The 15,448-nt window shown below is 68.4% G+C and carries 10 protein-coding genes; 2 read left to right on the top strand and 8 right to left on the bottom strand.

From position 1 onward, the window contains the following. Nucleotides 1-6 precede the first annotated feature (6 nt). The 8 genes from ACIQTX_RS00590 to ACIQTX_RS00555 all read right to left on the bottom strand — a co-directional run bounded on the left by ACIQTX_RS00590 (nt 7) and on the right by ACIQTX_RS00555 (nt 11,420). Nucleotides 7-2,523 (bottom strand): LuxR C-terminal-related transcriptional regulator, encoded by a 2,517-nt coding sequence (locus ACIQTX_RS00590; RefSeq protein ID WP_402967538.1) that lies wholly within the window; start codon nt 2,521-2,523, stop codon nt 7-9. A gap of 96 nt (nt 2,524-2,619) precedes the next feature. Beyond that, nucleotides 2,620-4,143, bottom strand: a complete 1,524-nt coding sequence (locus ACIQTX_RS00585; protein WP_402967535.1) for an MFS transporter — start codon at nt 4,141-4,143, stop codon at nt 2,620-2,622. Further along, nucleotides 4,140-5,486 carry a M20/M25/M40 family metallo-hydrolase gene (locus tag ACIQTX_RS00580; protein WP_402967532.1) on the bottom strand — a complete coding sequence of 449 codons (1,347 nt, stop codon included), beginning with the start codon at nt 5,484-5,486 and terminating at the stop codon, nt 4,140-4,142. Before ACIQTX_RS00580 ends, ACIQTX_RS00585 begins: the two co-directional genes overlap by 4 nt. 48 nt (nt 5,487-5,534) lie before the next feature. Then, nucleotides 5,535-7,010, bottom strand: a complete 1,476-nt coding sequence (locus ACIQTX_RS00575; protein WP_402967529.1) for an anaerobic C4-dicarboxylate transporter family protein — start codon at nt 7,008-7,010, stop codon at nt 5,535-5,537. A gap of 132 nt (nt 7,011-7,142) precedes the next feature. Continuing rightward, complete coding sequence (locus ACIQTX_RS00570; protein ID WP_402967526.1) at nt 7,143-8,468, bottom strand: threonine/serine exporter ThrE family protein; 1,326 nt, start codon at nt 8,466-8,468, stop codon at nt 7,143-7,145. A 20-nt stretch (nt 8,469-8,488) separates the two neighbouring features. Then, nucleotides 8,489-9,844, bottom strand: a complete 1,356-nt coding sequence (locus ACIQTX_RS00565) for an anaerobic C4-dicarboxylate transporter family protein (RefSeq protein ID WP_105528127.1) — start codon at nt 9,842-9,844, stop codon at nt 8,489-8,491. Continuing rightward, nucleotides 9,841-10,581 (bottom strand): Type 1 glutamine amidotransferase-like domain-containing protein, encoded by a 741-nt coding sequence (locus tag ACIQTX_RS00560; protein ID WP_402967522.1) that lies wholly within the window; start codon nt 10,579-10,581, stop codon nt 9,841-9,843. Before ACIQTX_RS00560 ends, ACIQTX_RS00565 begins: the two co-directional genes overlap by 4 nt. A gap of 104 nt (nt 10,582-10,685) precedes the next feature. After that, nucleotides 10,686-11,420, bottom strand: a complete 735-nt coding sequence (locus ACIQTX_RS00555) for an SGNH/GDSL hydrolase family protein (RefSeq protein ID WP_402967519.1) — start codon at nt 11,418-11,420, stop codon at nt 10,686-10,688. Nucleotides 11,421-11,984: 564 nt separating this feature from the next. On the opposite strand from ACIQTX_RS00555, the gene ACIQTX_RS00550 reads away from it, so the two are divergent. Continuing rightward, complete coding sequence (locus ACIQTX_RS00550; RefSeq protein WP_402967516.1) at nt 11,985-13,796, top strand: DUF5979 domain-containing protein; 1,812 nt, start codon at nt 11,985-11,987, stop codon at nt 13,794-13,796. Nucleotides 13,797-13,913: 117 nt separating this feature from the next. Next, on the top strand, nt 13,914-15,347 hold the full coding sequence (locus tag ACIQTX_RS00545; protein WP_402967513.1) for a sigma-70 family RNA polymerase sigma factor: 1,434 nt from the start codon (nt 13,914-13,916) through the stop codon (nt 15,345-15,347). Nucleotides 15,348-15,448: the final 101 nt, after the last annotated feature.

The following is a 15,448-nucleotide window of genomic DNA, read 5'->3' as shown; positions in this document are numbered from 1 at the left end:
CGTGTCTCACTCGGGCAGCAGCCCGTGGCGAACGGCCTGCTCCATCGCCTCGGTGCGGTTGTGGGCGCCGAGTTTGCGATAGATGCTGCGGAGCTGCGTCTTGAGGGTGTTCGGCGAGACGCTCAGCTCGCCGGCGATAGCCGGCAACGGCGCGCCGGACGTCAGGGCGCGCAGCACGACCTGCTCACGGGACGACAGTCGGGGCCGGGTCGCGAACGACGGCAATGCCGATCGCAGGGGGAAGGGTGCACGACCGGTCGGGTCGAGGTCGGCCCGCACGGCACCGAAGTCCTCTGCGCTCAGGAGCACGAGCGGCGTGGTGAGACCCCGGTCGGTGAGCTGCACGCTCAACGCCTCGCTCGACGGCTGAGCGGCCGCAGGAGACACCCGGTGCAGGGCGGCGCTGTGCACGGCCGATGCTTCTGCGCGTTCTCGGGCGGTCGAGGGCCGCAGACGGGTCTGTCCCAGAAGTCGGAGCACATCGGCAGCCTTGCCGTCGATGAGGGCCAGGCGGGCGCGCTTGAGGACGGTGCCGAAACGATCGGGGACAGCATCCCGCTGCATGATGCTTCTGGCCGCACTCACATCGCCGAGCGCGAGGTGCAGGAGCATTCGCGGGCGCGACAGCGCGTGGCGCACGTGAGCTGCACCCGCCTCCTTTCCTCGGAGACGGGCGAACGATTCCAGGCGCTCCAGACCCGCGGCGGCTTCACCCTCGTGCAGGGCGATCCACGCCTCCACGGAGGCCATCGTCGTCCAATGCTCGCTCGTGGCCCGGTAGGGCTCGAAGGAGCGGATGTGCTGCTTGGCCGCGGTGAGGTCGCCGTCCTCCACCGCGAGCATCGCCTCGGCCACACGGTAGAACGTGCCCCGATAGCTGTCGACGAGCGCCGAGTCCCAGTCGCCGTCGCGGATGAGTGCGACGTAGTGTCTGGCATCCGGGAGATCCCCGTTCAGGGCGTGGACCCCGGCGAGGAGGCAGATCCCTTGGAAGGCGGTGCTGCTTCCGTGTGCCGCGGCGAGGGCCGCGGCCTGCTCCCAGAGCTGCACGGCGTCATCCTGCTGTCCGCCGTAGTAGAGCGAGATGCCCAGGTGCGTGCACAGGAGCGGCATGTCTCGCGCGTACTGCTCCCACTGCGACTCGGGGGTCTCGGTGAACAGGGCCAGTGCCCTCGCGGCCACCTGGGCTGCGCGTTCCGGCCGCCCGATCGCGCGCAGCGACGCGCTCTCAGCGGCCCAGATGAAGATCCGCTCCGTCGCCGAGAGTGTGGTCCGACGGGCGTTCGCCGCCGCCACCGCGATTCGCAGCAGCTGGAGTCCCCGCTGGCGCCGGAGCCGACTGGGTTTGAGGCACATCCCGAGCAGCATGGCCACGAGAGGCTCCTGCTTGAGGCGCGCAACGGGCACGTCGCCGAGCATCTCGATGACGGCCTGTCGATCACGGTGCAGCAGACGGTTCCACCCGGACATCGTGACGTGCGTCGCGAGGCGCAGGTCGTCGTCCTCCAGGGCGAGGCGCAGCCCCTCGAGCGGCAGATCGCGGCGCACGGCACCTTCCGCAGCGACGCGCCTCAGCTGAGCCATGTCTTCCGGAAAGGTCCGGCGGAGTTCGCGGCGCAGCATGCCTCGCGTGAGCGGTGTGAGGGCGAAGCTGCTGCGCCCATCGACCGCCCACCGGCCGAAGCCGAAAGTCTCGGCCTGGTCCAGAGCCTTGGCGACCTCGGCGTCGCCGGTGAGGGCCACCGCGAGCGGAAGGTCGACGGAGTCGGTGACACTGATCCGCAGCAGCCCCTCCAGAGTCTGCGGATCGAACGCGCATTCGGCGAGCCGGTCCTGCAGGTAGTCCTCGATGACGGTGGTGGCGGCGCGCAGCGAGGCAGCATCCACTCCCGCACCGCGCAGAGCCAGGGCGCGGATCAGGGCGGGGAACCCTCCTGTCGCCTCCCGGGTGACGATGGCCGTCTCCTCGTCGACGTCGAGCGCGCGCCGGATCTCCACGGTGTCGAACATGAGGTCTTCGGGAGCGATGAGCGTGGTGTCGATCACGAGATCCAGCCCTTCGCTGTCGAAGGGACTGGGGCGGTTGGTGGCGACGATCAGGCGGGTGAGCGGGGTGCTGGCGATGGCGCGGCACAACGCGAAGACGCCCTCACGGTCGATGGCGGCCGCATCATCGAGAACCACGACGAGCGGACCTTCCGTGCCGCGCAGGCGTGAGGTCACGGCGGCCCAGCCTTCGTCGCCGGCGGCGGTGTGTGCGGGACTCGCGCGAGGCAGGGCCCTCAAGAGGGCGAGGGCGAGGGCGTCGCTCGTCGATATCGCGGGCGTCACGGTCAACCACACGATGCGGGAAGCGGTCGCAGACGCCCATTCGACGAGAGCGGTCGTCTTGCCAGAACCGGATGCGGAGCGGATCAGCGTCAGGGGCGCCTCGGTCTCGAGCGCGGCGTTCAGTCGTGGGCGGCCGATGACGTGCGCCGACACCCGCGGTACTTGTCCGTCCCCCACCGCGACAAATGCCACACCGTACCTCCCCAGGTCCCCACCTCTACGATATTCCGAAATTCCGTAGTGGCAAGCTGCGCGCGTCTTCCCGGCAGCCTCAGAAGCAGGGTGGGGTCAGCGCGAACCCGCCCGCGGCGCGTGCTCGTCGTCCTGCGTCACCGGGACGGCGATCGTATGGGAGGTGCTGGCGGCAGCTGCGGCGATGTCCACCGCGGTCGGCTTGGCGATGCGGTGGCGCCCCATCAGAAGCGACAGTGCGATGCCGAGAGCGCACCATATGCCCATCGAGATCGCCGACCACGAGAGGGCGGCAGCCAGTGCATCGGCGTTCGGCACGCCGTCCGCCACGCGCTTCGCGTCGACCGAGGAATAGACCGAGGCGATGATCGCCGTCATCACTGCCGCGCCCACGTAGCGCGCCATGTTCGAGATCCCCGAGGCGGCGCCGATCTGGTTCGCCGGGACGCTCGAAGTCGAGATCGAGGACGCCGGCCCGTTCTGGAGGCTCATGCCCGCAGCGACGCCGACGAGCGGGAGCACGAAGAGCCCGTAGACCCACGAAGCGTTCACTGCCGCCAGCAGGGCGAAAGACGCGGTCATGATGATGAACCCGAGGGCGATGGTGACGCGGGCGCCGATGCGGGCCACGACCGGGGAGATGAGAGGGGCGAGCACGACCGCGGCCGCCGCGACCGGGAGCGTGGCGAGACCCGCCTGCAGGGGCGAGAGGCCGAGAGCCACCGGGTCTTGGAAGTAGAGGCTGACCACGTACATGATCGCGTTGATCGTGCCGGATCCGAGGAGGATGGCGATCGTCGCGCCGACGAGCACCGGGTTGCGGAGCAGCTTCAGATCGAGGAGCGGCGCCTTCACGCGCTGCTCCACGAGGATGAAGGCCACGACAGCGGCGGCCGACAGCACGAAGCATCCGATCGTCGCGAGGGATGCCCAGCCCCAGGCCGAGCCGTTCGTCAGCGCGAAGATCACGGGGGCCAGGATCACGGCGATGAGCACGGTTCCCGCGAGGTCGATGGAGCGGGTGCGCGCCGGGTCTCTCGACTCCTTGACCGAGGCGAGTGTGATGGGGATGCAGACGGCGGCGATCGCGGCATCGATCCAGAACAGACCCTGCCATCCGGTCGTCGAGGCCAGGATGCCACCGACGAGCGGGCCGACTGCCGCGCCGATCGCCGAGGCCGCACCCCACAGCGTGACCGCCCTCAACTGGGCTGTCTTCGTATGGGCGGCGGCGATCAGGCTCATCCCGCAGGCGAGGATCGTGGCCCCGGAGGCTCCCTGGATGCAGCGCCCGGCGATGACCATCAGGCCGTCCTGCGCGAGCGCGATCATGACGCACGAGGCGATGAACAGTGCGAGACCGATGAGGAACAGCCGGCGTCGACCGAACACGTCTCCCAGTGCGCCCGAGGTCACGATCGTCGCCGCACCGATCAACGAGTACCCCGTGACGGCCCATTGCAGGGTGTCGACCGACATCCCGGTGTCGGCGGAGATCGCCGGGAGCAGGATCGTGACGGCCGAGGTGTTCGCGTTGACGACGAGCGTCGAGATGCAGGTGACGAGCAGCACCCCGACGGCGAGGCGGGCGCTCGCCTCCTTCGCCGTCGGGGGGCTCATGCCGAGCCCAGGCGGTCCAGCAGGAGGGTCTGCACGGCGATCATCCGCTCGATCTCGCCCGGATCCACCGACTCGTCGGCCGCATGGATGTTGGCCTTCGCGGTGTCCTCTGCACCCCAGAGGATGATCGCGGCCGAGGGGGCGATCTTCTGGATCGAGGCGATCAGCGGGATCGACCCTCCGGAGCCGATCGCCTCGACGTCGGCGCCGTACACATCGGCGAGTGCCTGCTCGGCGGCGGTGATCGCGGGCGCGTTCATGTCGACGGCGAACGCATGCCCCGTCTTGACCTTCGCGACCTCCACGACGCTGTTCCACGGCGGGTCGGCGCGCAGGAAGTCCATCAGCGCGTCGAGCTGTGCATCCGCGTCGGAGCCGGGGACGACGCGCATCGAGAGCTTCGCGGTGACCTCGGGGAGCAGCACGTTCGACGCCTCAGCGGTGTTCGGGATGTCGAGGCCCAGCACCGTGACGGAGGGCTTGGCCCAGACGCGGTCGGAGAGCGAGCCGGTGCCGAGGTAGTCGACGCCCTCGAGGATCGACGATGCCGCGTGGTAGATGTCGGCATCCATCGCCGCTCCCGGCCACGTGCCGCTGTCGACGCCGGGGATGGTCGTGTCGCCGTTCTCGTCGTGCAGCCGGTCGAGGAGCCGGATCATCGCCGTCATCGCATCGGGCGCCGCACCGCCGAACAGGCCGGAGTGCACGGCGCTGCCGAGCGTGCGTACGGTGACAGTGCAGGCCACGTCACCGCGGAGGGCGGTCGTCAGCGTGGGGCGCCCGACCGCCTGCGGGCCCATGTCGGCGATGACAGCGACATCGCACGCGAACAGCTCGGGGTTGTCCTCGACGAATTCCTCCAGGTGCGAGATCGTCTCCTCCTCGCCCTCGATGAGGATCTTCACGCGGCACGGCAGATCGCCGGCGAGCAGCTTCAGGGTGCCGAAGTGGATCGCGAGGCCGGACTTGTCGTCGGCCGAGCCGCGACCGTAGATCCGTCCGTCGTCACCTGCGGTCGGCACGAACGGATCGGTCTTCCACCCCTGTTCCGGTGGCGCCGGCTGCACGTCGTAGTGCGCGTAGAGCAGGACCGTCGGGGTGCCCTCAGGGCCTGGCAGATCGGCGTATACGCACGGGTATCCGCCCGGCACATCGAGCAGGCGCACGTCGGTGGCTCCTGCTTCGGTGAACAGGTCGACGACGGCCTGACCCATCGCATGGACCGGCTCGGGATCGAAACCGGGGAACGCGATCGACGGGATGCGCACCAGCGCGGCATGACGCTCGAGCACGGTCGGCATGATCTCGGCCGTCGCGGCGACGACCTCCGCTGAATCTCTCATCGGATTCCTCTCTGCAGGTTCTTGATGCGCTCAGGTTCGTTGATGTGTTCAGTGCACGAGCAGCTGGATCACGAGGCCGGCGGCGACCGTCGACACCCAGGCGACGAGCATCGGGATCGTGAACGAATGCCAGATCGGAAGCTGCGACAGCTTGGTCGATCCGGTCAGGTCGGTCTCGACGACAGCGATCTGCGAGCCGTTCGCGGGGAACAGCCACACACCCACGAGCGAGGGCCACATGGCGGTGATGACGCCCGGTCCGAGGCCGGCGGCCAGGGCGATCGGGATGATCGTGTTCGTCGTGGCCGACTGGCTGGTGGTGAGGCCGGCCACCAGGAACAGCACCACCGCGAGGAACAGCGGAGCCACGTCGATGAAACCGCCGAGGGGCTCGATGATCGTCTTCTGGTTGGCCGAGATGAAGGTGTCGGCCATCCAGGCGATGCCGAACAGGGCGATGGCGGCGACGAAGCCCGACTTCAGCAGCGACTGCTCCACGATCGCGGCCGGCTTCACACGGCGGACGAGGATGATCACCAGTGCGGCGGTGAACATCAGCATCTCGATCACGGGCGACATGCCGATGGGCTGCATCGCTCCGTCTTCGCCGGTGGGGAACGAGGGGCGCAGCACCGGGAAGAGTCCCATCAGCACCACCATGAACGTCGCGCTGAGGAAGATCCATGCGGCGGTCGCTCCGCCCTTCGGGACGACGTGCTCGATGCCCGCGCCGCCGCCGGACGGTGAAGCGGAGCCTGAGGTGTCAGAGGCGACGGCCGTCGAGCTGCCCGAGCCCGCGGAGCCCGCGGAGCCCGCGGCGCGGACGGCGATCCCGCGTGAAGCCGCTTCGCCTGCGAGGGCGGCCGGGATCTCGACGCGACCCTCCTCGACACGCTTCAGGAACACCGGGTCATCCAGCAGCTCCTTGCCGATGCGCTGCTGCACGAACGAGGTCAGCAGGCACGCGACGATCGCGGAGGGGACGGTGATCGCGAGGATCTTCACGAGCGAGAAGCCGCTCGGTTCGAGCAGCACGAGGTACGCGGCCATCGCCGCAGAGACCGGGCTCGCGGTGATGCCGAGGGCCGAGGTGACGGTCGACGCCGCGAGTGCGCGCTCCGGGCGCTGGCCGTTGCGATACGCGGTCTCGTAGATCACCGGGATCAGGGCGAAGTAGATGTTGCCGGTACCGGCGAGGACCGTGAAGAGGAAGGAGACGAGAGGGGCGACATAGGTGAGTCGACGGGGATTGCGCTGGATGATCTTCGACGCGATCGCGACGAGATAGTCGATCCCCCCAGCGGCCTGCATCGCCGCTGAGGCCGTGATCACCGCGATGATGATGAAGAACGCATCCACCGGTGGGGAGCCGGGCGGCAGCCGGAACGCGAACACCAGCACGAGAGTGCCTGCAACACCCCAGAGACCGAGGCCGACGCCTCCCGTTCGCACGCCCAGGACGATCGCCCCGATGACCACACATGCTTGAGCAATGACGAAAAGCGCTTCCACCGCGACCTCCATTGGTGTCGCCCGCCGGTATTGGTGATGCCGAGCATAGTGAGCGGCGTCGTCGCGCGGCAGTCCCAAATGTCCAATTCCGCATACGGCATCTTCCGGGCCCGGCGGGGCGCGTGTGACAGTGCCAGCGCGGCGTCAAGTGCCTGACGAGCGACGCCACGGTGCGGTGAGCCGTGACCAGAACCTCGGGGCCGCTGAGGTCTCGTCGGGTGCGGGGAGAGCCACGGCGAACTGCACGATCTCCTCGGCTCCATGGTGCACGACGCGGTAGAGCGCGGTGCCGATCAGCACGCCGAGCGCGATCGACATGACCGATATCAGGGCGGTCGTGAAGTCGGAGAGCCCGCCGTCCGTGGCGACGGCCTCGGTGAGTCCGACCAGTCCGGCGGCGCCAGGGACCAGCAGCCAGAACGCCGGGAGGAATGTGAGCTGCGACGGCGCACCATGCCGGAGCGTCGCGATCCAGAGCACGACGGGGGTCATCGCGACGGCGCCGACGAAGCCGCCGACGGTCGCTCCGACGAACTCGGTGCCCGCCCACTGCCCGGCGTAGGCGACGACGAGGGCGAGAAGCACCCACCCGAACGTCGAGGGCGGAGCGGAGAAGTGCAGGTAGTTGCCGAGCGCGAACACGATGATCCCGATGAACGCCACCCACCACGGCAGCGGGGTGCCTGCGTCCAGAGCCTCGTAGGAGGAGGAGTCCACGCCGACCACGGTTCCCGCGGCAAGGATGCCGAACGCCAGCAGGGCCAGCTGCACGAAGCCGTAGACCAGGCGGGAGGCGCCGGAGATCATCTGTCCGGCGGCGAGTTCGACGGTTGCGCTCGTCAGCACACCGCCGGGGAGGAAGGTGACCAACGGTGCGATGAGCAGGCGGATCGGATCGCCGATCTCGATCACCTCGGCCAGGAGGAACACCGCGGTCGCGCACACGAACGCCGCGGCCACCGGCATGATCAGCTGCAGCGTCGGCGAGCGGACCAGCTTCAGCAGTCCGATCCCCGCTCCGAGCACGAAGGCGACGACGACACCCTGCCACGTCGGGGCGAGGAGGAGCGCGAGCCCGGTCGTCAGCACCGCGTGGCCGAGAGTCCGGGTGACCCAACCGAGTCTCGGACGCATCGCCCCGATCTCGTTGAGGCGCCTGATGCCGTCGAGCGGAGGGATCGAGCCGGTCTTGGCCTGGGCGATCAACTCGTACAGCGCGGCGATCTGATCGAAGCGGAACGAGGCGTTCGTCGCCGAGCGGATCGCGACACGGGACTCCTCCGACTCACCGCTCTCGATGAGGATGATCGTGGGCAGCACCACGAAGTCGGCGTCGTCGCCGCCGTAGGCCGCCGCCACCTCGGTCATGATGTCGCGGATGCGGTCGACCGATTCGGCCGAGGCGTTCATGCCCTGCGCCAGCCCCAGCAGGAACTGCCGGAGTGTCGCCCGGTCGACGCTGTCGGTCATGTCCTGGACGGCCGCTCAGATCAGGCGAACAGAAGAGACAGCGTCACGCCGACGATGATCGCGACGCCGATGTAGATGAGGTTCGGCAGCTGGAACGAGTGGTCGAAGACGAACTTGCCCATCTTCGTCGTCCCGGTCTGGTCGAACGCCACTGTGGCGACCTGACTGCCGTTGGCGGGCAGCGTGTAGATGCCCATGGTCGCGGGCCACAAGCCGACGAGGAGCGTCGCCGGGAGGCCGATCGTGATGCCGATCGGCACGATGGCGTTCGTCGCGCTCGACTGGCTGGTGGTGAGCATCGCGACCGCGAACAGCGCCAGGGCGAACAGAAGTGCGCCGAGGAACGCCGACGATCCGGAGACCACGGAGCCGAGCCCGTCGACGATGAGCTTCTGGTTCGCCGCGACGAACGTGTTGGCGAGCCAGGCGATGCCGAAGAGGGCGATGGCCCCGACGATGCCCGCGGGGAAGGTGGGCTGCTTGGGGACATCAGCCGCTTTCACCTTGCAGAAGACGAAGATCAGCGCGGCGATGATGCCCATCACGACCTCGATGATGACCGTGACGCTGAGGCGCACCGGGTCGCCGGCGTCGTCGGTGCCGATCACCGGACGCAGTCCCTCGAAGAGGCCGAAGAACACGATCACGCCGACACCGGCGAGGAACAGCGAAGCGGAGAGCACAGCGGTGGGAGCGAGCTTCTTCTCGTGCGCGTCGGTCTCCGGCGGCTTGATCTGGTGGTCGGCGAGGCGCTTCTGGAACTCGGGGTCGTCCTCGAGGTCCTTGCCGTGGCGCATCATGACGAGCGCGGCGACGAAGAGTCCGGCGATGGAGGCCGGCCACATGATGAGCAGCAGGCCGCCGAGGTCGACTCCCTGCGGAGCGAGCAGCACCACCATCGAGGCGGTCGCGGCGGAGACGGGGGAGCAGAGGATGCCGACCTGCGAGGCGACGGCCGAGACCGAGAGTGCCCGCTCCGGACGGATCTTCTGCTGGTACGAGACGTCGTAGATCACGGGCAGCAGTGGGTAGAAGATGTTGCCGGTGCCGGCGCCGACCGTGAAGAGGAACGACATCGCCGGGGCGAGGAACACCACGGACTTCGGCTTGCGTCTGATGACCTTCGCCGCGACCGACACCATCCAGTCGATGCCGCCAGCCGCCTGCATGGTCGAGGCTGCGGTGATCACCGTGATGACGATGAAGACCGCATCGACCGGCGCATTGCCGGGGGCCTCCCCGAAGACGAAGATGAGGACGGCCACGCCGACCAGCCCCCACACTCCCAGGCCGATCCCGCTCGTGCGGGTGCCCATGTAGATGGCGCCGATGACGACGATCAGTTGCGCGACGAGGATCCACACGTTGTCGTTCACGACGACGGTCCCGCAACGATCGGGGCGTTCCCGGTGAGCACCTTCGTGGGCAGCTCGGTCTCGACGATCTTGCCGTCGATGGCTTCGACCCGTAGTGCGAGTGCGTCCTCGACCGGACTGATCGCAGTGACGAACTCGGAGTTCTCGAAGTGCAGCGACTGCAGGTTGCCGACCGCGTACCCGGTGGAGAGCTCGCCGCTCAGGAGGGAGGCGTGAAAGAGCGGCCGGCGCTGGTCCTCGGCGTCGTAATGCGGGCAGAAGCTGCCGTGCAGGAAGCCGAGTCCTTCCGGCAGCACCTGGAGCGTTGGTCCGTAGCTGTCGGTCGTGCCGCCCTCGAACCAGCAGATCCCCCCGGCGCTGCCGCCGGTGAAGACCACGTTCGACGCCGGGTCCTCCCACATTTCGCGCATGATCTCGTCGAGGCCCTGGCGCTTCCAGACATCGAGCATGTTGGCCGTGTTGCCGCCGCCGACGTGGATCACGTCGAAGCTCTTCACGAAACCCGCGAGGTCGTCGACGGCGCGATGGAAGAGCGGCAGGTGATGCGGCGCGCACTTGTCGGAGTCGTAGGTGGAGTAGAAGCTCACGATGTACGCGGCATCGTCGCCGGTCGCCGTGCCGACGAAGAGGACCCGTGGTCGCTCCTTACCGGTGAGCTCGAGGATGTAGTCATGCGTCGGGTCGTTCCGACGCTCCATCATGGCCTTGCCGGCCCCGGTCGCCACCACGTGCGCCATGTCCCACCTCACTGTCGAGTGCGAATGCGCTCAACCTACTGGTGGGCCGCAGCTCCCGTCCAGGGGACCTTCGTCCAGCACGGGTGAGGGGTCTCGCGGCCGGTTCAGCCGTTCAGCCGGGCAGCCTCGACCACGCCGTCGAGCAGGGCGAAGGTGCGTGCGCGGGGGCCCTCGGGGCGGATGCCGAGGCCGGTCGCGAGTTCGAGTGCGAGGGCGGCGTGACCGGTCGCGTTCGGGTGGAACGGATCGTTCATCAGTCCCCACGGCACGCCGCCGGCGCCGAGTTCGGCGAAGCGGGCGTACTGGTCGATGAGGATGACGTCCTCGCTCGCAGCGACGTCGCGCACGGCCTCGGCGAACTCGCCGATCCTGGCGCGCTCCGGTGCGTTGGGGATGTCGATCGCCGGCGGGGTCTGCAGCACCGGGACGGCGCCGAGCTCGCGCACCCTGGCCACGAAGTCGCGCAATGAAGCGGCGTACTCCGCTGCCGAGATGGTTTCGCGTGGTCCGCCGTCTGAGGCGTCGTTGGTGCCGATCATGAGGGTCACGACGTCGGGGTTCCACGACGCGACCCGGCGGTCCCAGTCGTCGAGGAGGTCGACGACGCGGTTGCCGCTGATCGCCGTGTTGAGCACGATGTCGCGCACGCGCTCGAGCTCGCCGCGGATGAGTTCGTGCAGGTGCTCGGGATAACTGCGTCCGCCCTGCGTGTGCACCAGCCCGTGGGTGATGGAGTCGCCCGTGATGACCCAGTTCAGCGGCTCGGCGCCGGCGAGGGCCGCGGCGACGCGGCGGAGGTCGGAGTCGGCTGCGGAGGCGGATGTTTCGGCGTTCGGCACGGCTCCGAGCCTATCGGCCGGGTGCGCCCGTACCGCCTGATGCCGCTGCGCCGCAGGTGAGAAAAATTCTTGTGTGCCGCGCGTAATGGATCAGGGCTATCGCCGTCCTGCTCCCGAGGGCTTGGTCGGGGTAATTGGTGCGGACGGGATCCGCGACCCCGGGCGGCGGGTTCCCCGCTCGCCGTCGTTCCCCCCGGAACCGGCTCTTAGTGCGGCGGGTCTCCCCTCCCCTGACCCGCCGCACATTCCCCACTGGAGAAGCAATGCCGGAACGCCGATATGCACTGTCGAATGCACGCGTGAGGCGAGGTGCCGGGCGGGTACTGTCGGTGCGGATCCGAGACGCCGCCGTGGCCGTTCGGAGCGCGCAGCTCACGTTCACGCGACCGGATCCCGGGGGCGGCGTCCCTGGCGCGGGACGTTTCGCTTTGGAGATGTGAGCCTCCCTCTTTGTCGGATACCTCAAATCTGACGAGCGCGTCGTAGTGCCTTCCCGGTTGCCGCGTCTAGTTCCCGATAGCGCACCAAAGCTCAGAGGTCGCTGCCCGAAAACCGGAGGAAATCATGTTGACCGACCTGCCACCTGTCCGAGCCCATACGCCGAGGAGACGCCGTCTCGGTCGACGCGGCGCCGCTCTCGCTGTCCTGCTTGCCGGACTCGTCGGTGGCGTGTTCGCGCCGCTGTCTGCGGTCGCTGCGCCTCCGTACGCGACCGAGGCGACGCTCGATTCCGTGCAGTTCACGGACAGCGTCATCCAGAGCGGGACGAAGACGGAACTGACCGGCACCTGGTCCCTGCCCGATCACCCGGCCACGCCCGCGGGATTCGTCGTCGACCTGCCGGAGGGGCTTCGCGGGCTGCCCGACACGTTCCCCCTGCTCGACGCCGGCGGCACAGTGATGGGAAACTGCGAGACCACTGCGGCGCAGCTGATCTGCGACCTCGACAGCGCCTATGTGAACAGCCATCCGGTCGGACTGTCCGGGGGCTTCTCCTTCTGGGCGACCGTGACCACCGAGGTGACGGAGCAGACGACGGTGGAGTACGACTTCGGTGACGCCAGCGCCACGGTCGATGTGAAGCCCAATCCGTTCTCGTGCACGGATTCCTGCAGCTTCACCGGCCGGTCGAACTTCAAGAGCGGCGAGTACCAGAACGGCACCGACACGATCTTCTGGGATGTCGCGATCGGCGCCGGCGCCACGGGCATGACCGCGGGGCAGAACGTCGTCGTCAAGGACGTCATCGGAGCGAACCAGACACTTCTGGCTGCATCGGCCAGCGGCGAGCGCTACCCGAGTCTCTGGGCGACCAACACCTTCGAGACGCTCCCCAGCGGGTTGGTCGTTCCCGGACCGTTCACCGAGCGACCGGCGACCGACTACACCGTCTCGGCTGATGGAGCCATCGTCTCCTTCACCGCGAGCGAGGGGTACTTCTACAACGTCCACTACCTGTCGAAGGTCACCGACGGCGGCGTGGCAGGTACGTATCAGAACGCGGCTGAGATCACCGTCGGCACCCAGTCGACCGGCACCACCACCGCAGAGGTCACTCGGCACGGCGGTTCCGGCACAGGGGAGGGGACCGTGGTCGGCACGTTCACGATCGGCAAGCGACTTCTCGGTGCCTCTGCGAACCTCGACGCTCTCACCTACCGCGGCGGCTACACCGTCACCGCACCGGACGGCACGGTCGCCTCGGGCGAGTTCTCGGTCAAGGCGGGAAAGGTGTGGACCAGCCCCGAGTTCCCGGTGGGGAGCAACGTCGAGCTCTCGGAGTCGCTGAGCGGGCTGCCCACGAATCTCGACTGGGCCACCCCCGACTTCTCGCAGCAGGAGTTCGTGATCAAGGAAGGGGCGGCGGTCGATATCTCGCTGACGAACACCGCGACTCTGCGGACGCAGCCCTTCATGGCAGTGAAGACCCTCGTCGGTCCGGCCGCGGCGACCGCGCTGGTGCCCACCGGCACCGACTACGTGATCGAGTACTCGTACCCGGCCGGGCCGGGCTTCCCCGCCGGGTCGGGTGAACTCACACTCGAGGCCGGGGCGCCGGTCGAAGGTCCCGAGCTTCCCGTCGGAGCCGATGTCACCATCCGCGAACGCACGCCGAAGGCGCTCGAGGGCATCACCTGGGGCACACCGTCCATCAGCCCGGAGCACTTCACGGTCGCAGGCGAGACGATCACGGTCTCGGTCGAGAATCCGGTGGCGATGAAGGTCACACCGCCGCCCACCCCGAGCGCCGCCGGTGCGGTTCTCGCGACCACGGGCATGGCGTCGGCGACAGCGAGCGTGCTCGTCGCGGTGCTGCTGCTCGGCGGGGGAGCGAGTCTCATCATCCTGCGACGGTTCCACCGGTTCCGCCGCTAGCTTCACCACCCGGCCGGGGCGCTTCGACGATGTTCGACTGCGTCCCGGCCGCGTGCGAATCGCGCAGGACGAGGCTTGCCGCTTCGTCCTGCCAACTCCTTTGGGGGAAGGGGAAACATGAATCACGAACGAGCAGACGTCGAGCAGGACCAGGACGCTGATCTCCTGGCTCGCACACGAACCGGCGACCAGCGGGCCTACGCCGAACTCTGGCAGCGCTACTCCCAGATCGCCGGAGCCGTCGCTCGCACTTATTGGTGGTCGGCCGATCCCGACGATCTCGTCGCCGAATCCTTCACTCGGATCTACCAGGCGATCAAGGCGGGGAAGGGCCCGACGAGTGCATTCAAGCCCTATCTCTTCGCCACGATGCGGAATCTGGCGATCAGCTGGGGGCGCTCCCGCCGCGAGATCCCCATCGAGCACATCGAAGCGGTCGAGGACCCCGCCTCGACCGAAGCCGCCGCCGATGCCGACTTCGACGCGTCCCTCGTGTCGACCGCGATCCTCGCTCTCCCGGACCGTTGGCAGGAGGTGCTCTGGTTCGCCGAGATCGAGAACCTCTCCATGCAGGAGATCGGGAATCGTCTCGAGATCACCGAACGTGCGGCGGCGGTGCTCGCATTTCGCGCCAGGGAGGGACTCCGGCAGGCGTGGATCGTCGCCCACCTCGCATCGAGGCCTCCCGCATCCAAGGAATGCCGGTGGACACTCGGCAAGCTCGGCGCACACGCCCGTCGTCGCCTCACGTCTCGCGACTCCGAACGGGTTCAGGCGCATCTCGAACAGTGCACGGACTGCCGCGCCAAAGCAGATGAGGCGCGACAGGCCAGTTCACGCATGCTCTCGGTCCTGATCCCCGCCGGTATCGCGCTCGGTGCCGGCGCGCAGGGGTGGGAGCTTCTCGCCTCCGCAGGATCATCGGCGAACGCGGCCGTGATGCCGACCGCGGTCACGGTGCCTGTCGTCGGCCTCGCCAGTGCCAAGGCGGGTGTGATCATGCTCTCCGTCGCCGCGGCGACCACACTCGCCGTCGGGGTCTCGACCACGGTCGTGAACAATGCGCCCATGGTCGAGGCCACCTCGGCAGCCGAGGAAGATCTCCGTCAGAGGACACCGGCATCGAGTCCTCTTCCGACCTTGGTCCCTGAACCCGAACCCACCCCTGCGCCGCCGCCCGCGGCGAGTCCCCCCGAACAGGCGCCTGCCACCTCAGCCGCCCCTGAACAGCCTCAGAACCCCGTGGCTCCGCCGCCGCCGCCCGCGAGGGTTCCCGCCGCGCCCGTGATCATCAGCATTCCCGCCCAGGTCTCCCGGACCGAGTGGATCTCGGCCTCCGTGAGGTGCGAGGTCGGCGCCGATCTGACCGTCACGGTCTACGGCGTCACCATCGCCGCCGGTACGTGTGCGAGTGATGCCGTGTGGCAGGCGAGCGTCGATGTCAGCTCCTATCCGGTGCCGTCGGGAACGGCGATCAGCGTGAGCTTCGTGCAATCCAATATCGCCGGAATCTCGGGCGCCGCCTCGGCGGAGGTGGTCATCGTGGATTGATTTCCTCCCCTCGCGTAATGCGCGGCGGCATTCGCCGTCCAGTACGCGTCCGGCACCCTCGAGGTGCTCACGGACGACCAGGCACTTGAGATAGGAACCAA

This window comes from Microbacterium sp. NPDC090281 (assembly GCF_044769635.1).
Lineage (GTDB): Bacteria > Actinomycetota > Actinomycetes > Actinomycetales > Microbacteriaceae > Microbacterium.
The sequence above is the reverse complement of the archived record's forward strand: the minus strand, read 5'-3'. Positions and strand labels throughout refer to the sequence as shown.

Bases quoted from the DNA above. Each gene is read 5' to 3' on its own strand.
- ACIQTX_RS00570 (WP_402967526.1), bottom strand. From the start codon at position 8,468: ATGACCGACAGCGTCGACCGGGCGACACTCCGGCAGTTCCTGCTGGGG.
- ACIQTX_RS00545 (WP_402967513.1), top strand. From the start codon at position 13,914: ATGAATCACGAACGAGCAGACGTCGAGCAGGACCAGGACGCTGATCTC.
- ACIQTX_RS00560 (WP_402967522.1), bottom strand. From the start codon at position 10,581: ATGGCGCACGTGGTGGCGACCGGGGCCGGCAAGGCCATGATGGAGCGT.
- ACIQTX_RS00550 (WP_402967516.1), top strand. From the start codon at position 11,985: ATGTTGACCGACCTGCCACCTGTCCGAGCCCATACGCCGAGGAGACGC.
- ACIQTX_RS00580 (WP_402967532.1), bottom strand. From the start codon at position 5,486: ATGAGAGATTCAGCGGAGGTCGTCGCCGCGACGGCCGAGATCATGCCG.
- ACIQTX_RS00575 (WP_402967529.1), bottom strand. From the start codon at position 7,010: ATGGAGGTCGCGGTGGAAGCGCTTTTCGTCATTGCTCAAGCATGTGTG.
- ACIQTX_RS00585 (WP_402967535.1), bottom strand. From the start codon at position 4,143: ATGAGCCCCCCGACGGCGAAGGAGGCGAGCGCCCGCCTCGCCGTCGGG.